The 16,699-nt window shown below is 49.3% G+C and carries 9 protein-coding genes; 2 read left to right on the forward strand and 7 right to left on the reverse strand.

The genetic code is table 11. The features are described 5' to 3' along the window. Nucleotides 1-53: 53 nt before the first annotated feature. A complete protein-coding gene (locus tag FBF61_RS15810; RefSeq protein ID WP_138478880.1) occupies nucleotides 54-638 on the forward strand; it encodes a Crp/Fnr family transcriptional regulator in 585 nt (194 codons plus the stop codon). 79 nt (nucleotides 639-717) lie between these two features. Beyond that, on the forward strand, nucleotides 718-1,155 hold the full coding sequence (locus FBF61_RS15815; RefSeq protein WP_138478884.1) for a carboxymuconolactone decarboxylase family protein: 438 nt from the start codon (nucleotides 718-720) through the stop codon (nucleotides 1,153-1,155). A 23-nt stretch (nucleotides 1,156-1,178) separates the two neighbouring features. Here the strand turns inward: FBF61_RS15815 and FBF61_RS15820 are convergent, their stop codons facing one another. From FBF61_RS15820 to FBF61_RS15850, 7 genes are all read right to left on the reverse strand, one after another. Next, a complete protein-coding gene (locus FBF61_RS15820) occupies nucleotides 1,179-2,555 on the reverse strand; it encodes an MATE family efflux transporter (protein ID WP_138478886.1) in 1,377 nt (458 codons plus the stop codon). A 108-nt stretch (nucleotides 2,556-2,663) separates the two neighbouring features. Continuing rightward, nucleotides 2,664-4,340: a PLP-dependent transferase gene (locus FBF61_RS15825; RefSeq protein ID WP_138478888.1), complete on the reverse strand. Its 1,677-nt coding sequence runs from the start codon at nucleotides 4,338-4,340 to the stop codon at nucleotides 2,664-2,666. A 55-nt stretch (nucleotides 4,341-4,395) separates the two neighbouring features. After that, the gene (locus FBF61_RS15830; protein ID WP_138478890.1) at nucleotides 4,396-5,691 is read right to left on the reverse strand and encodes an amidohydrolase/deacetylase family metallohydrolase; all 1,296 of its coding nucleotides are present in this window, start codon (nucleotides 5,689-5,691) and stop codon (nucleotides 4,396-4,398) included. A 1,011-nt stretch (nucleotides 5,692-6,702) separates the two neighbouring features. Further along, the gene (locus tag FBF61_RS15835) at nucleotides 6,703-7,602 is read right to left on the reverse strand and encodes an alpha/beta hydrolase (RefSeq protein WP_138478892.1); all 900 of its coding nucleotides are present in this window, start codon (nucleotides 7,600-7,602) and stop codon (nucleotides 6,703-6,705) included. A 33-nt stretch (nucleotides 7,603-7,635) separates the two neighbouring features. Further along, complete coding sequence (locus FBF61_RS15840; RefSeq protein ID WP_138478894.1) at nucleotides 7,636-11,565, reverse strand: PVC-type heme-binding CxxCH protein; 3,930 nt, start codon at nucleotides 11,563-11,565, stop codon at nucleotides 7,636-7,638. An 86-nt stretch (nucleotides 11,566-11,651) separates the two neighbouring features. Next, the gene (locus FBF61_RS15845; RefSeq protein ID WP_138478896.1) at nucleotides 11,652-13,265 is read right to left on the reverse strand and encodes a RagB/SusD family nutrient uptake outer membrane protein; all 1,614 of its coding nucleotides are present in this window, start codon (nucleotides 13,263-13,265) and stop codon (nucleotides 11,652-11,654) included. An 18-nt stretch (nucleotides 13,266-13,283) separates the two neighbouring features. Further along, complete coding sequence (locus FBF61_RS15850) at nucleotides 13,284-16,670, reverse strand: TonB-dependent receptor (protein ID WP_138478898.1); 3,387 nt, start codon at nucleotides 16,668-16,670, stop codon at nucleotides 13,284-13,286. Nucleotides 16,671-16,699 lie beyond the last annotated feature (29 nt).

Here is a 16,699-nt window from a genome sequence, read left to right on the forward strand (position 1 = left end):
TTTTTTTCTTTCTTTACGGTCCGAATTGAAATGTAAAGACTCCGAAGAAACAAATGAGCGCATCCGCCGCGGCTGCCCTGGCTACACATATCAGAAAATTCGTAAGTCTGACAGAGGAAGAAGCCCGGTTGCTGGCCGATTCCCTGAAATACCAGACACTTGAAAAAAAGCGGTTTCTGCTCGAACCCGGGAAGATCTGCCGCGCCAATTATTTCGTGGTAAAAGGCTGTATGCGCTTGTTTTTTGTAAATAACAAAGGAAAGGAGCAGATTACGCAGTTTGCGATCGAGAACTGGTGGATCACCGACTACGACAGCCTTGAATCAGGGGAGGGGTCGGGCTACTACATTCAGGCGCTGGAAAACACGGAGGTAATCGTTCTTGAAAAGAGACAGATCGAGCCGCTTTTTGCCCGGATACCGGTTTTGGAGAGATATTTCCGTATTGTTTTACAACGGGCACATGCTGCCTCCCTGCGCAGGATCGAGTACATTTACAGGCTTACCGACGAGGAACGTTACAATCATTTTCATAATCTTTTTCCCGAATTTGTGCAGCGGGTGCCCCAATACATGCTCGCTTCTTACCTCGGCTTTACGCCGGAGTTTTTAAGTAAGATCAGAGCGAAAAAGGCATGATCCTATTTCTTAATTGTGATTAAGTTTTTTCAGGCGGCGGGTGACGAATTTTGTTTCATCAATTTTAAACAAAAAAATCATGAGCACCAGAATCAACATTGCCAAAGTGGAACCCGCAGCTTACGCCGCAATCAGCGGCCTGGATAACTATGTGAAGCATTCGGGATTGAACGTCATTCACGGGGAACTGATCAAAATCCGCGCTTCGCAGATCAACGGCTGCTCCTATTGTATCGATAAGCATACCAAAGATGCGCGGAAAGCAGGTGAAACCGAGCAGCGGATCTACGCACTGAGCGTGTGGCGCGACACACCGTTTTTTACACCGGAAGAACGGGCTATTCTTGCCCTCACGGAAGAAATGACTTTGATACAGCACCACGTTTCGGACGCAACTTACCAGGCCGCGGCCGGGTTGCTGGAACCCGCTTACCTCGCCAAAGTAATGGTCGCCATTATGATGATCAATTTATGGAACCGCTATGGTATCGGTACAGATATGCAGCCTTCGCTATGACCACTGACGGGGTTCTTGGCTTGCTATTCTTGGCGGCTTAGGATGGCGTTTTTGCTGAAATATTTTTCTTTGTGAAAGAGGGTATAGCAGCCTATGAGCAATAAGGTGAGTATTTCGGCCAGGGATCTTGACAGCCAGATCCCGTTCAGGCCCATGTTGAAATAGCCGGGCAGGATCATCAGGAAAAATGCGATCAGGACAATCCCTTTCAATACATTGATGAGGACGGATATTGCCGCTTTTCCGATGCTTTGGAAATACGCACCAAGGATGTAATTGCCGCCTGCGGCAAGAAAAAGAAGGAAATATAAGGAGGTAGCGCCGCCAGCGACCTTTTTGAATTCTGCTGTTTCTTCCCCTGAAAACAAAACCACGAGGAGGTCGGGAAATGCAAATCCCGCCGCCGTGATCAGCAGGCCGACCACGAAAGTAAATGTCAGTGCAAATTTCAATACCTCCTGGACCCTGCCCGGCAGTTTGGCACCGATGTTGAATGAAATGATAGGAAGAGAGGCGATCATGGCGGAGGTGAGGAGCCGGATGAAAATAAAGCTGATGTAATTGACCAGCCCAAACGCAGAAACGGCCAATGCTCCGTAGGAAACAATGCTGTGATTGATGATCAGAAGTCCCGATGAAAAAGAAATTTCTGACGCAAAAGATGGTAGGCCGAAGTTCGCGAGCTCCTTCCAGGTTTTTAGTTGAAGGGTAAATTTAAAGTTACCGAAGCTCAGATGCCCTTTTTGTTTTTTGATATATAAAAATATAAATGCTGTACTGATCAAAATTGAAAGGGCCGTAGCGACGGAGGCGCCGGCAACGCCAAAAGGGAAAACGATGATCAGCAGCACGTCCAGAACGATATTACAAGCTACCGCAAGCACCGATGCATTCCGGGATACTTTAGGCGCGCCGTCGTTACTCACGAAATTTCCCCAGAACATTCTCAAAAAGAAAAAAGGCAGCCCGACGAATTGCCAGAACATGTAGTCGGAGGTGTTTCTGACAAGTACCTCGTGGTTTGCACCAGCCAGGAATCCTGCCAATGGTTTTACGATAAAAGGTGTGCTGAGTGCAACCATGCAGCCAAATAGTATCGCAAGTGTGGTTGCAAAATTGAAGATTTTCTGTGCTTCGGAATAGTCTCCGGCGCCAATGTTCCTGCCGATGAGAATACCGCCGCCGATCATGACGGGCAGCGTAAGGGCGATAAACACAATGATGACCGAGCCGTACAACCCTACCGCCGCCAGTCCTTCTTTACCCACCTGCTGACCGAGGATAATCCCGTTGATGACCTGGTGAAGGGTTACGGATAAAATGCTGGTCAGGGCCGGAATGTAGTATTGAAAAAACAGCGAACTGATCGGTGCTTCGCCGAGCTTGTTGGGAGGTTGCATGGAAAGGCGGGATTTTTTGGGGTCGCGAAGGTAGCATATATTTTGCGTTGAACAAAAAAAGCTGCCGGTGATGCCACCAGCAGCTTTTTTATGTCAATACCGCAATTTCTAGGTCGATAACGGACGACCCGCCGGGATATTGATCCGCTGGCGGTTGGCCGGGAATGCGGAACGTTTGGCAGTGAATTTCGCAGTCACATATTCAACCATGTCAATTTCACCGGTGATGGTATCGCCGTTGAGCTTGCCGTAGAACGTCATCACAACATTGTCGCCCGGGATGCTGTACCGGCTCTGGAACCTGACCTCATCGCCGTCGATGTTGCCCAGCAATTCGCGGGTGGCGAATTCACCTTTATGCGTTCCCAGAAGCCAGTTTCCTTCCTGTCTTTCGATAAAGAAAGTATGCTTGCTCTGGCTGGTATAAAAATCAATGCTTACTTCCCACCGTCCGCTGATGTCAGCCGCTGCTGCTTTCATCTGAGCGGCCTCTTTTGGTGCACTTCTTTTGCGGGTAAGTATTTCATGCACACGGTCTGCAACGATCTTGTTATTGCCGGGGCCCATCATGTACGCCGCTATGGTGATAGACGTAGTGGGTGTTGGGGAAGCAGAAGGCGCCCCTCTGCGGAAGCCCGTTCCGACTGCTACCCTTGGTTTGGTGGTCTGAAGCTCGTCGGCTACTTCCTGACCTGTGATGTTAAGTTTGGTGGGGTCCCAGGTAATTGTAAGGGTTGGTGTGGCGTTATCAAGCGCTCCTTCTGCCGGTTCTTTTACCACTGCCTCAACGCTTGGAATACCTGCCATTTTTTTCACAATGACGTCCAGGGAAGAAACCCATGATTTCATTTCAGCTTTATGGTCACGTACTGCCCAGGCTTCCACAGCCGCCAGCATACCTACCATCTCTTCGCGGCCAAGCTTATTGTTCCGGCAAGGTCCGTGGTGCGGCGCACTGGCCTGCCAGGCCGACATCAGTACATCTTTGTCACCAAGCAGCAGACCTGCGCACTGAGGCCCGCGAAGCACTTTTCCTCCGCTGTATGCTACTACCGACGCACCTGCTTTAAGGTGTATGTTAGGAATAGTCAGTCTTTCCGCCGCCGCGTCCACCAGAATAGGGACGTTTTTCGGTTTTGCTATTTTGGCTACATTCTCAACCGTCCAGGGGTCTCCACCGGGCATCATGTAGATCATCGCCGTGCGTGGATTGATAGCACCGGCCAGTTCTTCCAGTGTTTCAACCGTAATGATTTTTACGCCTATATTTCTGATCGCGTGGTCATACACGTTTCTGGACGTCCTTGGGATAATCACCTCTGTTTTTTCAAAACCTTCCAGATTCGGGATGCGGATCAGTTTTTCAGGGTTTCCGCCTGCGATGATACCTGCTGTTACCTCGTTCATCCCAGCCGCGCAGCCCGACGACACCATTCCCCATTCGGCACCGGTAATGTCCGCCAGGCGCTGGCCTACGCCAAATGCCAGTTCGTCGATCTGGACATTGAACTGACATGCATATTCCATGGCTTCGCGAACTTCCGGAAGCTCAATGGATGCACCGATGATCGTGAAAGTACCGCGGCAATTGATGATCGGTTCCACACCGATTGACTGGTAAATCTGGGGGCCCGGTTTCAGCGGACCGCCAACCGTAACAGCCGCAGCCGCCTTTTTAAGGCTGCCTATTTTTTCCGTGCCTTCGCCAAAAGCATCCATGCTGGCTATCACTCCGCCGGCAAGCGGGAGAAGGGTTAGTTCTTTGAGAATATCTCTGCGTTTCATTATCCTTTTGGATTTTTTTAGATAAGATGTAATTCTGATGTTTTGATACTCTTTTTTATTTGCGTTCCGGTGTTGGCAGATTCAGCGGCTCAACCAGGGCGTTGAGGTTATACACTATTTTCCCGCCCTTTATCGTCATCTCTGTTTCGATTCTCTTGTTTCCCTGGATCTTTCCGTCCCTTGCAAAATACCCGAATTTTCCGCTGCGCAGATTGAGCACCGCAATATCAGCCACGGAGCCCACGGAAAGATTACCCAGTTCTTCATGCTTGATTTCCTTCGCGGGATTCCATGTACTGGCGGTGATCACGCTTTTGAAGTCCATGCCCATGGCGATGAAAAGGGACATAATGTTGTTCATGTCTTTCATCGCGTTGTTCATGCTGCCGGTATGCTGGTCGGTGCTGATCGAGTTGGGATAAAAACCTTGTTTGATGGCTGGCTGCCCCTGCGCCAGCAAAAAGCTTGAACCGCCGAAACCTACATCAAAAATCACCCCTTTTTTCTGTGCCTCAATGACATAGGGTTTCACTTTGTTCACAGATACATCCACAATGGACTCTCTTCCTTTGCCACTATTGTTGCTGTTACCGCCAAAACAGTGCGTATAGATATCGCCTTTGCGGAATTTTTTAAGATACAGTTCTTCCAGGGACAACACGGGGTTGGCGCCTCCAAAATCCACCATTATCGGAATGTCCGCCAGCTTGCCTGCTTCCAAAGCGCGGTCGGTTGGCGTCCAGTCGTGGCCGTTGAAATGCGCAAGTTTTACGCCGACAATGTCATTTGGGTATTTTTTTGCCATTTCCGCTGTTTTCGCAGCATCCATTTCTTCGAGGCTGTTTTCAAATTTACCACCCGCCATACCTTCGCCTACGATGTTCAGCATCGCCAATACCCTTGTTTGTGACAGGTCGATGGTTTGTTTTTTAAATGTTTCAAAAGTTTTCCAGCCCGAACTTCCTGCATCAACAACCGTGGTGACCCCTGAGCGAAATGTAAATCCGTCGGCCTGCAATCCGTTCGGTCCGTTGCGGTAGGTACCTTTGAGGTCGGTTCCCCAGAAATAATGAACGTGGATGTCGATCAGCCCGGGCGTTACATAAAGCCCTTTTGCGTCCACCACCTGGGCGGCCAGTTTGCTGTCTATGTTTTTGGCTACCAGCGCTATTTTTCCATCGGTTCCTCCCGGCGTTCCTTCTACCGCCACATCCATGATGCCGTCAATATTGTTTTTAGGATCAATCACATGGCCGCCTTTGATGATAATACTGTATTTTTTTTCCTGCGACCAGGCCGGGTTACAAAAAATACAAAGCGCTAAAAAAAGAGTCAAGATACCTGATCTCATACGGTTTAAAGGGGTTTAGGTATAGAATAAATGTTTAAAAAAATAAGCGGGTTGAAGGTGTGTTGTGAATTATTCTGATGGAGGCCTGCCATTTGTAACGTGCGTTTTCATGATCGGCGGGTTCATAATATCAGGACACATAATTGACCCAAAACCCCTCATCTGATCAGACATTTATTTTTACCCTGCCAAACGCTGCATGAAATTGTCCGCCAAAACATCCGTAAAAATATAGGTTCTTACGGAACTGTGCATTGATTATATTTTATATTTTTCGATTCAATATGCATGATGTTGGGTATAGTGGCAATACCAAGAAATAAATTTTTGTGATTTGCTGAAAAACAAAAACAAAGTTCCTGTTTTACTTCTGATTTAGCTCGACGAGGCATTTTAGTTCTGTATGGGCAAAGTCTGCTTAGGAAATGGGTAGCCCCGACGGGGCATTTTGGTTCTGTGGGGGCAACATTTGTTTAGGAAATGGGTAGCCCCGACGGGGCATTTTGGTTCTGTGAGGGCAACATTTGTTTAGGAAATGGGTAGCCCCGACGGGGCATTTTGGTTCTGTGGGGGCAACATTTGTTTAGGAAAAGGGTAGCCCCGACGGGGCATTTGTGTCGGTGTTGGTAACATTTGTCTAGGGAATGGGTAGCCCCGACGGGGCATTTTGTGTCTATGTTGGTAACATTTGTCTAGGAAAAGGTAGCCCCGATGGGGCAGGAGCAAAGGCCCGGATAAAATGGTCGACAATCACAAAAAAGCTCCAACGAGCTTATTGCCCCGGATTGATTCCCCCCGACCCCATCGGGGTCACATATCGGTGGCAAAATGTTTCATAAACGGCTTTTCCGACCCCGTCGGGGTCAGATATCGTTAGCAAAATGTTTCATAAACGATTTTTCCGACCCCGTCGGGGTCAAATATTACTAGCAAAAAAATGTTTGGCAACGGTTTCCCCCGACCCCATCGGGGTCACATATCGGTGGGGAAACGTTCGGTAATGGTTTTGCGTTACAACAGCTTCACGGCCTTCATCCATTCGGTGCAGCGGCCAAACCATTCTTCGAAAGAAGGATAGGTTAAAAAACCGTGTTCACCTTTGGCATAGATGTGCAGCGCGCCGGTGACGCCACTTTTGTTCAGGGCTTCATAGAACCGGATACTGTTTGAAACCGGCACTACGACGTCGGCGCCGGAATGTACCAAAAATGCCGGAGGGGTGGAGGAATCGATCTGAAGTTGGTTGGAAAACAGCCTGATTTGTTCGGCGGTGGCATTTTTTCCTAATAAATTATCCCGGGAACCGAGATGACCCGAGTCGCCGAAGCTGATTACTGGGTTGATCAGCAACATAAAATCCGGCCGGAGACTGGTTGTTCCGCCCGGATCCACAAAACGCGTTTTGAAATGCGTGCCTGCCGACGAGGCGAGGTGCCCACCGGCTGAGTAGCCCATAATACCTATTTTATCCGGGTTGATCCCAAATTCCGTGGCTTTTTCCCTCACCATTTTGATCGCCTGCTGCGCGTCCTGGATAGGGCCTATCGAGCGGTCCTTCATCGTCTTGTCGCTGGGGAGCCGGTATTTGAGTACGAACGCCGCCACACCCAATTTGTTGAAAGCCCTGGCCACATCACTTCCTTCGCGTTTGGTAAGTAATGTTCCATAACCACCTCCCGGACAAATGATTACAGCAGTTCCTGTAGGGTTTTGTTCTGGTAAAAAAATAGTCAGGTCGGGGATGGAAACTTTGCTTGTCAGTGAATCTACTTGTGCATTTGCTCTTAATTCCTCCTCATCAGGGCCTGGTATTGAGTTAGGGATCGCATCGGAATAGAGCCGGAGATGAGCTTGCGCACGGACTGAAAAGCCTGCAAGAAGTAATACTGACAAAATAAATGCTGATCTCATCCCCTGTGTTTTTTATTGAAATTAGAGTTTTAATTATGGTGTTTTTGTATCCCGAACTGTCATTATACCCTGCATTACGCGCCAGTGACCGGGGAAAGAACAAATAAACGGATATTCCCCTGGTTCAGCTGGTGCTTTGAAGTTAAGCCGGAAACTCTTTCCGGAATTTACCAATGGCGTAGCAAACAGTACGTCTTTGGATTGCGGGATAAAGTTTTTTTCAAAACCATCCTTCAAGGCTGCCATCGCGTCGGCTGCTTCGCCTACAGCCTGGGAGGTTCCGGGTTTTACGATCACTACATTATGCGGCATAAGGTCCGGGTTTTCGAAGATCAAAGAAATCGATTTGCCGGCGGGTACTGTTATGTTTTTTTTGTCAAAGGCCATTTTTGCTTCTATCGCTACCAGTTTAATTTCCATCGTGCCAAGACTTTCCAGGATTGAGCTTATCGCGGGACGGTCTTTTTCGGCGATCTCTGAATTCAGGCTTTTTGCTTTGGCGACGGATTTGGCAAAATCTTCAGATGTCTGCTGATTTTCCGGTGTGCTTCCAAGATATCCGGCGTAATCCTTCATTACCTGAGTTTTGGCGGCATCATTTCCAGTCATTTTCAGCAACACAGGATAGGCCAGATCGGGAACTCTGGTAGCCAGGCCCTTTACTTTTTCATAAAATGTCGTTTTCAGTTTTGCGTCAGAGAGCAGCGAAATCCCGTTCAGGTAGTCTGCGATGGCTGAGTTATCCTCCTGGGCAGCAGCCCATACCGACTGATCCGACTGGTCGGCGGTAATGGCCGCGGCGTAGCCCGTGGCATGCAATAGTGCGCTGCTGTCCTCCCTGATCATTGTCAAGAACTCCGGTAAGTTCTTTTTCAGTTCCGGTTGGGAAGACGTCAGTAGCATACGTACCAGCTCCTTTTGTTCCGGATTTCGCCGGATCGCGTTCACCAGTACTTTAACGTTACTTATCTTTTGTGCCGCAGCGATTTTGGTCACAGCATCCTGTTTTTGGTTGGGATCAATGTCATTTCTGGAAAGCAAAGCTTCGAGTACTTCCGTAATTTGCGGCAGCGCCATCAATTCATTTTTGCTAGTAAGGCTCAGTAAAAATGGCACGGCTTTGGGTTGGGCGGCGTATTTATTTTGTTTCAAACCAGCCAGCCAGACAGGTTTCAGCTGGATGAAAGTTTCACGCACCGCATAATCCGTGTAATAATCGGTGGGGTATTTAAATATATCCATAGCTGCTGCAACCGCTTTCTCAGAGTTGAAAAAACTCAAAGCTACCACCGCTTCCAGCCTTACCCGTGCCGATTCGTCATTGATTCTCGCATGCATCAATTCCAGCGAATTGCCCAGGCGGTCACGCCAGAAACGCAATACTTTGGTAGCAGCGGTGCGCGCCTCATACTGCTTTGCGTTCAGCAGGGTTTTCAATATATCTTCTTCAACGACATCAAAATCCTGGTAAAGCCACAATGCTTCCAGCAAATGATGTTCATATTCCGCTTCGTTTTTGTCCAGGGCGGAAACCCATTTTTTTAGTTCCGGTAAAACTTCGGTGGGTTTTTGCTGGCGGATCTGTGCCCGCGACCGGTAACGCATGCGATCTTCATAAACTTTGAGATTTTCCAGCAGTTGCGGAATGCTCTGCTTCGAAACGTCGACGTTTTGCAACAAAGGCTTGCCTTTATATGTGATCCGCCACACACGTCCGTGGGACTTGTCGCGTGCAGGGTCGCGGGGTGGGTTTTCACCGTGGGAGATCAGCGGGTTATACCAGTCAACGATATACAAGCCTCCGTCCGGGCCGAATTCCAGGTCGATAGGCCGGTAGTTTGGGTCGGCGGACTGTAAAAGAGGTTCCACTTCCTTGCTGCCGATGCCCGATCCCCGGGGAATGATCCGGTGTTGTTTGGTACCCTGGAAACCGATGTTGTTATTGACCAGAAAATCACCCTGTACTTCATCCGGAAACTGCCTGCTCGACACAATTTCGATCCCGGCAGTAGGTCTTACGCGGGTTTCGGTGAACATATTGATACGCGGGTGCTTGTTCGGATAATCCACTTTTCCTGTCATTGGAGGCGCAAAATAATTGGAACCATCCGAAGCATCACCGATCAGGTGCATGCCCCATTTGTCAAAAACACTGCCCCAGGGATTGTAGTAGGGATATGAAATGTAATGAAACAATTTATGAGTCCGTGGTTCAAAACGGTAGGTAGCACCGGCGTAGGAACGGATCGGCCCGTAAGGTGTCTCCACCTGCGAATTCAGAAAAGTGCCTTCGTTGAAATACATGGCACCATCCTGCCCGACTGTAAATGCATGCGTAGCGTGGTGGCTGTCTTCTGAGCCGAAGCCGGTCAGGATCACTTCCCGTACATCCGCCTTGTCGTCGCCGTCGGTATCTTTCAGGAACACAATGTCCGGTTCCTGGGAAACATACACACCGCCGTCGCCAAACTCGAATCCAAGCGGCAGGTACAGGTCGTCGGCAAAAACGGTATGCTTGTCCGCTTTTCCGTCCGCGTCGGTATCTTCCAGGATCACAATCCTGTCGTGCACCGGGATGCCGGGGTAATATTGCGGATAAGTAGGCATGGTAGCAACCCAGAGACGGCCGCGCGCATCAAAGTTCATCGCTACCGGTTTTTCAATCGGGAAGTCTTTTTCTGATGCGAAAAGATTGATCTCATAACCTGCCGGGAGCTTGAATTTCTCGGTGGTGGCAGGCCATACTTTTTCTTGTTGTTGATGATGTGCATGGTTGTTAGCCGCTGTTGCGGCCGCTGCGGCAGCAGCTTTGGCTGCTTCCCCCTGGCGGCCTGTCATCGGTACATCGAGCAGCAGCATAGGGTCCACCGGTTTGCCGCGGCGGTCAACGATTTCCTGTGCTTTTTTAAAGCTTTCAATACCCTTTCCTGCGCCCAGTTCCCAGATCACGGAGTCCAGCGAAACTGTCATCTGGTTCAGTTTGCGAAGTTCCGGCGGGAATGCGATCACCCCGAAAGGCTCTCTTCTTCTTCCGTAAATATATTCCCCGTTCACGGCACGCCAACGGTAGAAAAAATGGTCGTCTTTCATTTTGACAACCTGCAGAAGTTTTTTGCTGTTTTCAGAATTAAAGTCGGAAACATTGCGGAAGCCCAGGGATTTTCCCATCCATTCGGCGGCCAGACGGTAACCGGCATCGTTCAGGTGAATTCCGTTGATGGTAACCGCTTTTTCTTTGGCTTTCACCCGGGCAAACGACGGTGCAAACAGGTCTATGAAATGGATGCCTTTTTCGCGGGCCGTTTTCTGCATGGCTTTGGTATACAATTCCAGATTGTTGTTGTGCTCTGCGGGATCCGGGAAATATATGCCCAGGTTTTCTTGGGCGATCGGAGAAACCAGAACCAGCTTCGGTGCGGTGCGTCCGTTGAATTTATGCTGTTCTAAATTTTTGATAAATATATTTAAATCTTTTTCAAATTGAGATAAACCGGCCGGTCCTTTGAAGGCTTCATTCATACCAAAACAAAGGAAAATGATGTCGGCTTTCTGCTCTTTCAGATCCTGGTTTAGGCCGTCGAAATTGAGTGCGACGGGCATTACGATCTTTTCACCTTCATGGGTAAATCCCTGAAAAGTGACCTCTTTCGCTACCAGGGGACGTGCAAATGCTTTTTCACCGAAACCAGGAAAATTAAGCGGACGCGGCTGTAAGCCGACTTCATCGGCGCTCCATCCCATATTCCGGAGTGTCAGTTGCAGGCCTGGATGGTTTTTCTGTAGCAATGTTTCAAAATACCCGTAGTGCCGCATCCGGTCGGCAAATGTATTTCCAAGCAGGATGATATGGTCGCCTTTTTGGGGGGTAAACCGGGGATTGAGCGCCTGACCGGCCACCGGCGCGGCAAATGATCCTGACAAAATCAGCAGGGCCAAAAGGATATTCTGAAAAAATGGCTTCATAAGGGAATAGGTGGTCGGGAATAAAAAGCGACCGTTCGTCTTCTTATTCCCGGGTGTTAGGATAGAAAGTTAAAAATCAGGAAGTACTACCAGCCGTTGTTCTGTTTCAGGTTAGGATTTTTTTCAATTTCCCTTTGCGGGATAGGCATGAAGTACATTTTGTCCTGAAAAACATAGGGAATACCGTCCACAGGCTTAGGATTGTAGCTATAGGTCCCGTTCGCATTTTTGGTGATGTACATGGCATTGAACTGCCTGCCGTTGAGAATTTCAGCCGCTTTCTTCCAGCGTCTCAGGTCCCAGTATCTTTTGTTTTCAAAACTGAGCTCAATGTACCGTTCCTGGTAAATACGGTCCCGCATTTGCGCTTTGGTAAGTCCGGCCGGCAACGTGAAAGGATTCAATCCAGCACGCTGGCGGACTGCTTCAACCGCCCCGTAAACGGATGCATCCGGGGTCCCAAGCGATTCGTTCCTGGCTTCCGCGTAGTTGAGCAGGACTTCTGCGTAACGCAGCTCTATCCAGTTCTGATCACTGCCTGAGCCTCCGTAATAATCCTTGTTGCTCTCGTTCATCCCCTTCCTGATCAGGTAGCCCGTGATGGTGGCGTAGGGGAGGTTGATCCCGTCGATGGGTGCGCCTTCGTACATGTAGATCGTCGCCCCGAAAAACGTTGCGCCATTGTAAAGTACCGTTGCATCAAATCTTGGATCGCGGTTCAAGTATGGATTTTTTGGGTCATAACCCGATCCCGCCTCATTGATCGCCTTGCCGTTCTTCATTTCAAATGCATCCACAAATTCCTGCACCGGGCTGCGTCTTACAGCATCCTGCTTCGACTGAGAATCCGGCTGGCCCCAGGAGTCCCATCCATGCTCACGGAAAGGTTTCTGGTACTGCACACTAAACACTTCTTCTTCATTATTCTTGTCGAGCATGATATTGCGGAAATTGGGGTGAAGGCTGTAATTGCCGCCATCCATCACTTCCTTGTTGATCTGCGCTGCCTTTTGCCAGCGGGAAGCATCCGCGCCGGGGTTGTAAAGTGGGCTTGCCCAGAAAACCAATACTCTTCCCAGCAATGCCTTTGCAGAATGTTTATTGGCTTTCCCGACGTCCACTGCGCGGCTTCCATGTGATTCGGGCAGCAGTTCAATGGCTTCTTCCAGTTCTTTGACTACAAAAGCAAAACTTTCATCACTCGTCTGACGGGGCACGAAAAGATCGTCTTCCAGGTCCTGCGGCTCGGTGATCACCGGAACCCCGCCATAGCGTTTGATCATATTGAAATAAAGCATCGCCCGCAGAAATTTGACCTGACCTTTAAAATTGGTTTTCAGATCTTCATCCAAGTCCGACTCATCAATTCTGGCTAGGAACATATTGGTTTTTCTGACCGGCCCGTATGCCCAGTACTCCATAGGGTTATTGTCGGGAAACCACTGTCCCTGAACCACATTTCTGGGCGCAGCGCCCCAGTAGCAGCGCGATTCATCGGTAATGTTATCGTAGAGATCGTGGTCAAATCCCGGCACGTCCAGATACATATTGTTTACAAAAAGCTGTGTCAGCGCCGGATCCTTGAATATATTTTCTTCCGGTATGGAGTTCGTCGCTTCCCGTTCCAGGAATTCTTCATTACAGGATGCGGTCATCAGCAACATTACGACCAGCATTGTTTTGGCAATTATTTTTGTCATGACTGTAAAAGTTACAGATTAGAAAGTAAGGTTTAGCCCAAGGTTCAGCGTGCGCTGCTGCGGATAGTAGGTTCCGGTGGTATTTTCTATTTCGGGATCAAACATTTTCATTTTTGACCAAACAAACAGATTAGCACCGGCGAAATAGACCCGAAGGTTTCTTACCCCCATTTTTTTGGCAACATTCGATGGCAAAGAATAGCCAAAATCAATGGATCTCAGCCTGATGTAACCGCCGTCTCTCAGATAAAGACTGGAGATAAGTGAGTTGTTCGGATTCGATCCTTCCCATGGCCTTGGGTATAATGCGTTCGGATTCTCGGGCGTCCAGTAGTCGAGCAGGTCCACATAGGTATTTCTGGAACCATTCTGGAAGAAATCCCTTGCTGCTCCGTACAGCATTTGTTGGATCCTCCCGGCCGCCTGGAACAATACGTTCAGGTCAAACCCTTTGAGAGAACCGCCAAAAGAAAGTCCGCCGATGACCTTCGGGACATTGTTGTCCATAGAGATAATGGTAAGATCGCTGGCGTCCACTTTTTTGTCGCCGTTGATATCCGCATACTTTACGTCTCCGGCTTTCTGCCCACCGTTAAACTGGGGGAAATAGGTTGCTACTTCCTCGTCTGTCTGGAAAAAACCCAGAGCCTTGTAACCTGTTATAAAGCCGAGCGGCCTGCCGGTCTGCAACAGATAATCAGGCGTGTTGGCAGGTTCGTCCAGGACTATGACCTTGCTTTGGGAAAAGCTTCCGTTGAGCTTCACAAAATATTTCAGGGCGCGGATATTGTTCTGATGGATGAATGAAAACTCGATCCCTTTGTTGTCTACTTTGGCGTAGTTCTCTGCAGGAAGCTGAGCGCCCAGCGTTCCGGGAATGGACCGGATCCGTGTACGGAGGATGTTTGACGTTCTTTTGTAAAAAAGATCCACTTCAAACTGGAATTTTCCTTTCCAGAGCGAACCTTCCAGGCCCACGTCCGATATAGCGGCAGTTTCCCAGGTCACATTGGGGTTCGGCAAAATCCCGGGCGTCACACTTGTGAGCCCTTCGATGCCCGACACAATGGTGCCCGACGGGTTATAAACCTGCAGATACTGGAAAGTGGGGTTTCTGAGCAGATAGCCGGTATACACATTACGGTCATTACCTACCACACCGTAAGATGCCCGGAGTTTCAGGTTATCGAGAAATGAAAGAGCCGAACTGTTTTTGAGGAAATCTTCCTCCGTCAGTCTCCACCCTGCTGAAACGGCCGGGAAAAAACCATATTTTTTGGTGGTCGGGAAAGCTACCGAGCCATCCCTTCTGAACGATGCTTCAAAGAGATAGCGTTGCTGGTAGCTGTAATTGACACGGGCAATAGCTCCCCGGCGTCCGTCGGTGAACGAGCCTCCGTTTGCATCTTTCTGGCTCTCGCCTCCATAAAAGAACTCATCCAGCCCCTGAGCTGGGAAGTTGGTACGGAAACCGAAGAAGTTGTTGCCTTTTGCATCCAGTTGCTCGAACAACAACAGCCCGCCGAACTCGTGCGCCCCGAAAGTACGCAGGTAATTCAGGGAAGCATTCAGGGTGGTGGTGTTATATTCGCTGAATGACTGGTTTAATGCTGTTTTGCCATTCCAGCCACCATAGGGGTATATCTCAAGGGTATTTCCGTCCGCATCCTGGCGGTTCATGAAAATCGGCACATTGTAATGTTTGTTATTGGAATACTCCCGTCCGAAAGATGCACGGCCCGTAAACGACAATCCTTTTACAAAAGGAAGGTCATGCCTGGCGGTCAGGGTAGCTTGCAGGAGGTTGTTTTTCATGCGGTTATAGCCTGTTTTGATCTCCTCCACCGGATGTTGTTCCCGGGTGTAAAAGATCGTCCCGTCGGGGTTATAGGCTTTGTCGAGCGGGTAGGCGGCTACGATATCGTCAAATATGGATTCAGGGGAATAGGCGCTCTGATTGGTATTCCGGGTGCTGGCGTCAATGTCAGCGGAGATCGTAAAATGTTTGTTGATGCGGGCATCCACATTGGTACGGATGGAATACCGCTGAAAATTGATCTGGTCATACATTCCGTCCTGATCCAGATAACCCAGTGAAAGGAAATACCGGATCGCGTCGGACCCTCCGTTCACGCTCAGGTTCTGCTGGGTCTGAAAAGACTGCTTCTTCAATGTATTGCCATACCAGTCGTACTCGGGTATGACACCGGTGCGGATATCTTCCAGTTGCTGGTCGGTATATTGCAGCGGTTTGCCCAGGTTTTTGAGCGCTTCGTTTTTCGTTGTCGCGTATTGGTAGCCGTTCAGTACTTTGGGATACCTGGTAGGTTGCTGAATGCCTACAAAACCATTGTAATTGAAAGTGGGCTTTCCAGTGGCACCGCGTTTGGTTGTGACGAGTATAACGCCGTTCGCAGCCCGTGATCCGTATACCGCCGTGGCCGACGCATCTTTCAGGATGGATATGCTTTCCACTTCATTCGGGTCGATCTGGTCGAATGTCCGGATGATACCATCCACGACGATCAATGCACTGTTGTCGCCGAAAGTACTGGCGCCCCGGATCGAAATGGACGATCCCGCACCGGGTTTACCGTTTCCGTTCACCGCAATCAGGCCGGGGAGCCTTCCTACCAGGGAATTCGTAATATTGGTCGCGGGCGCTTTCAGCAGTTCTTCTCCATCCACGGAAGCCACGGAACCCGTCAGGTTTACTTTCTTTTGTGTACCATAACCTACTACCACGACTTCTTCAAGTGATTTCAGGTCGTCTTTCAGTACCACATCCACACTCGACTGGCTGCCTGCCGGAACTTCCTGTGAAAGGTACCCGACAAAGGAAAAGATCAATGTATGGTCGCCGTCGGGGATGCTGATTTCGTACAATCCTTCCGCGTCAGTCAGACCGCCCCGTTGAGTACCTTTTACGACGATACTTACACCGGGAAGCGGCTCGCCCTTTTCGTCTTTCACAGACCCTTTGATCGTCCGGTCCACCGGTTTCTGTTCCACCGGTTCAGAGGGCGCAATGGTTTTTAAATTTGACAGGGTGCTTAACACGAGCTGGTTTCCTGATACCTCGTAACCGATGTTCAATGGTTTGAAAATGGTTTCAAGCACAACCTGGAGCGGCTCATTGTGGACATGCAGGGTAATTTTCCGCTCGGCGGGGATCACTTGCGGGCTATACATAAACCTGACCGAAGCCTGCCGGCCGATCTGCCGGAGCGCAACGCTGATTTCCCGGTCGTCAAGGTCCAGGGTAATACGCCGGTTCAGTAACTCCTGAGCTCTTCCGTCATTGGCCGCCACGAGCGACGTACAGAGGATAGAGAGGATCAGCTGATAAATTGACATACGCATGATTTTGGATAAAATCCTGATCGGTTTTGTACTAATTTTCATAGATTTGCATATATACTTTTTGGAAAAAA

The organism is Dyadobacter bucti, from assembly GCF_005869225.1.
Taxonomy (GTDB): domain Bacteria; phylum Bacteroidota; class Bacteroidia; order Cytophagales; family Spirosomataceae; genus Dyadobacter; species Dyadobacter bucti.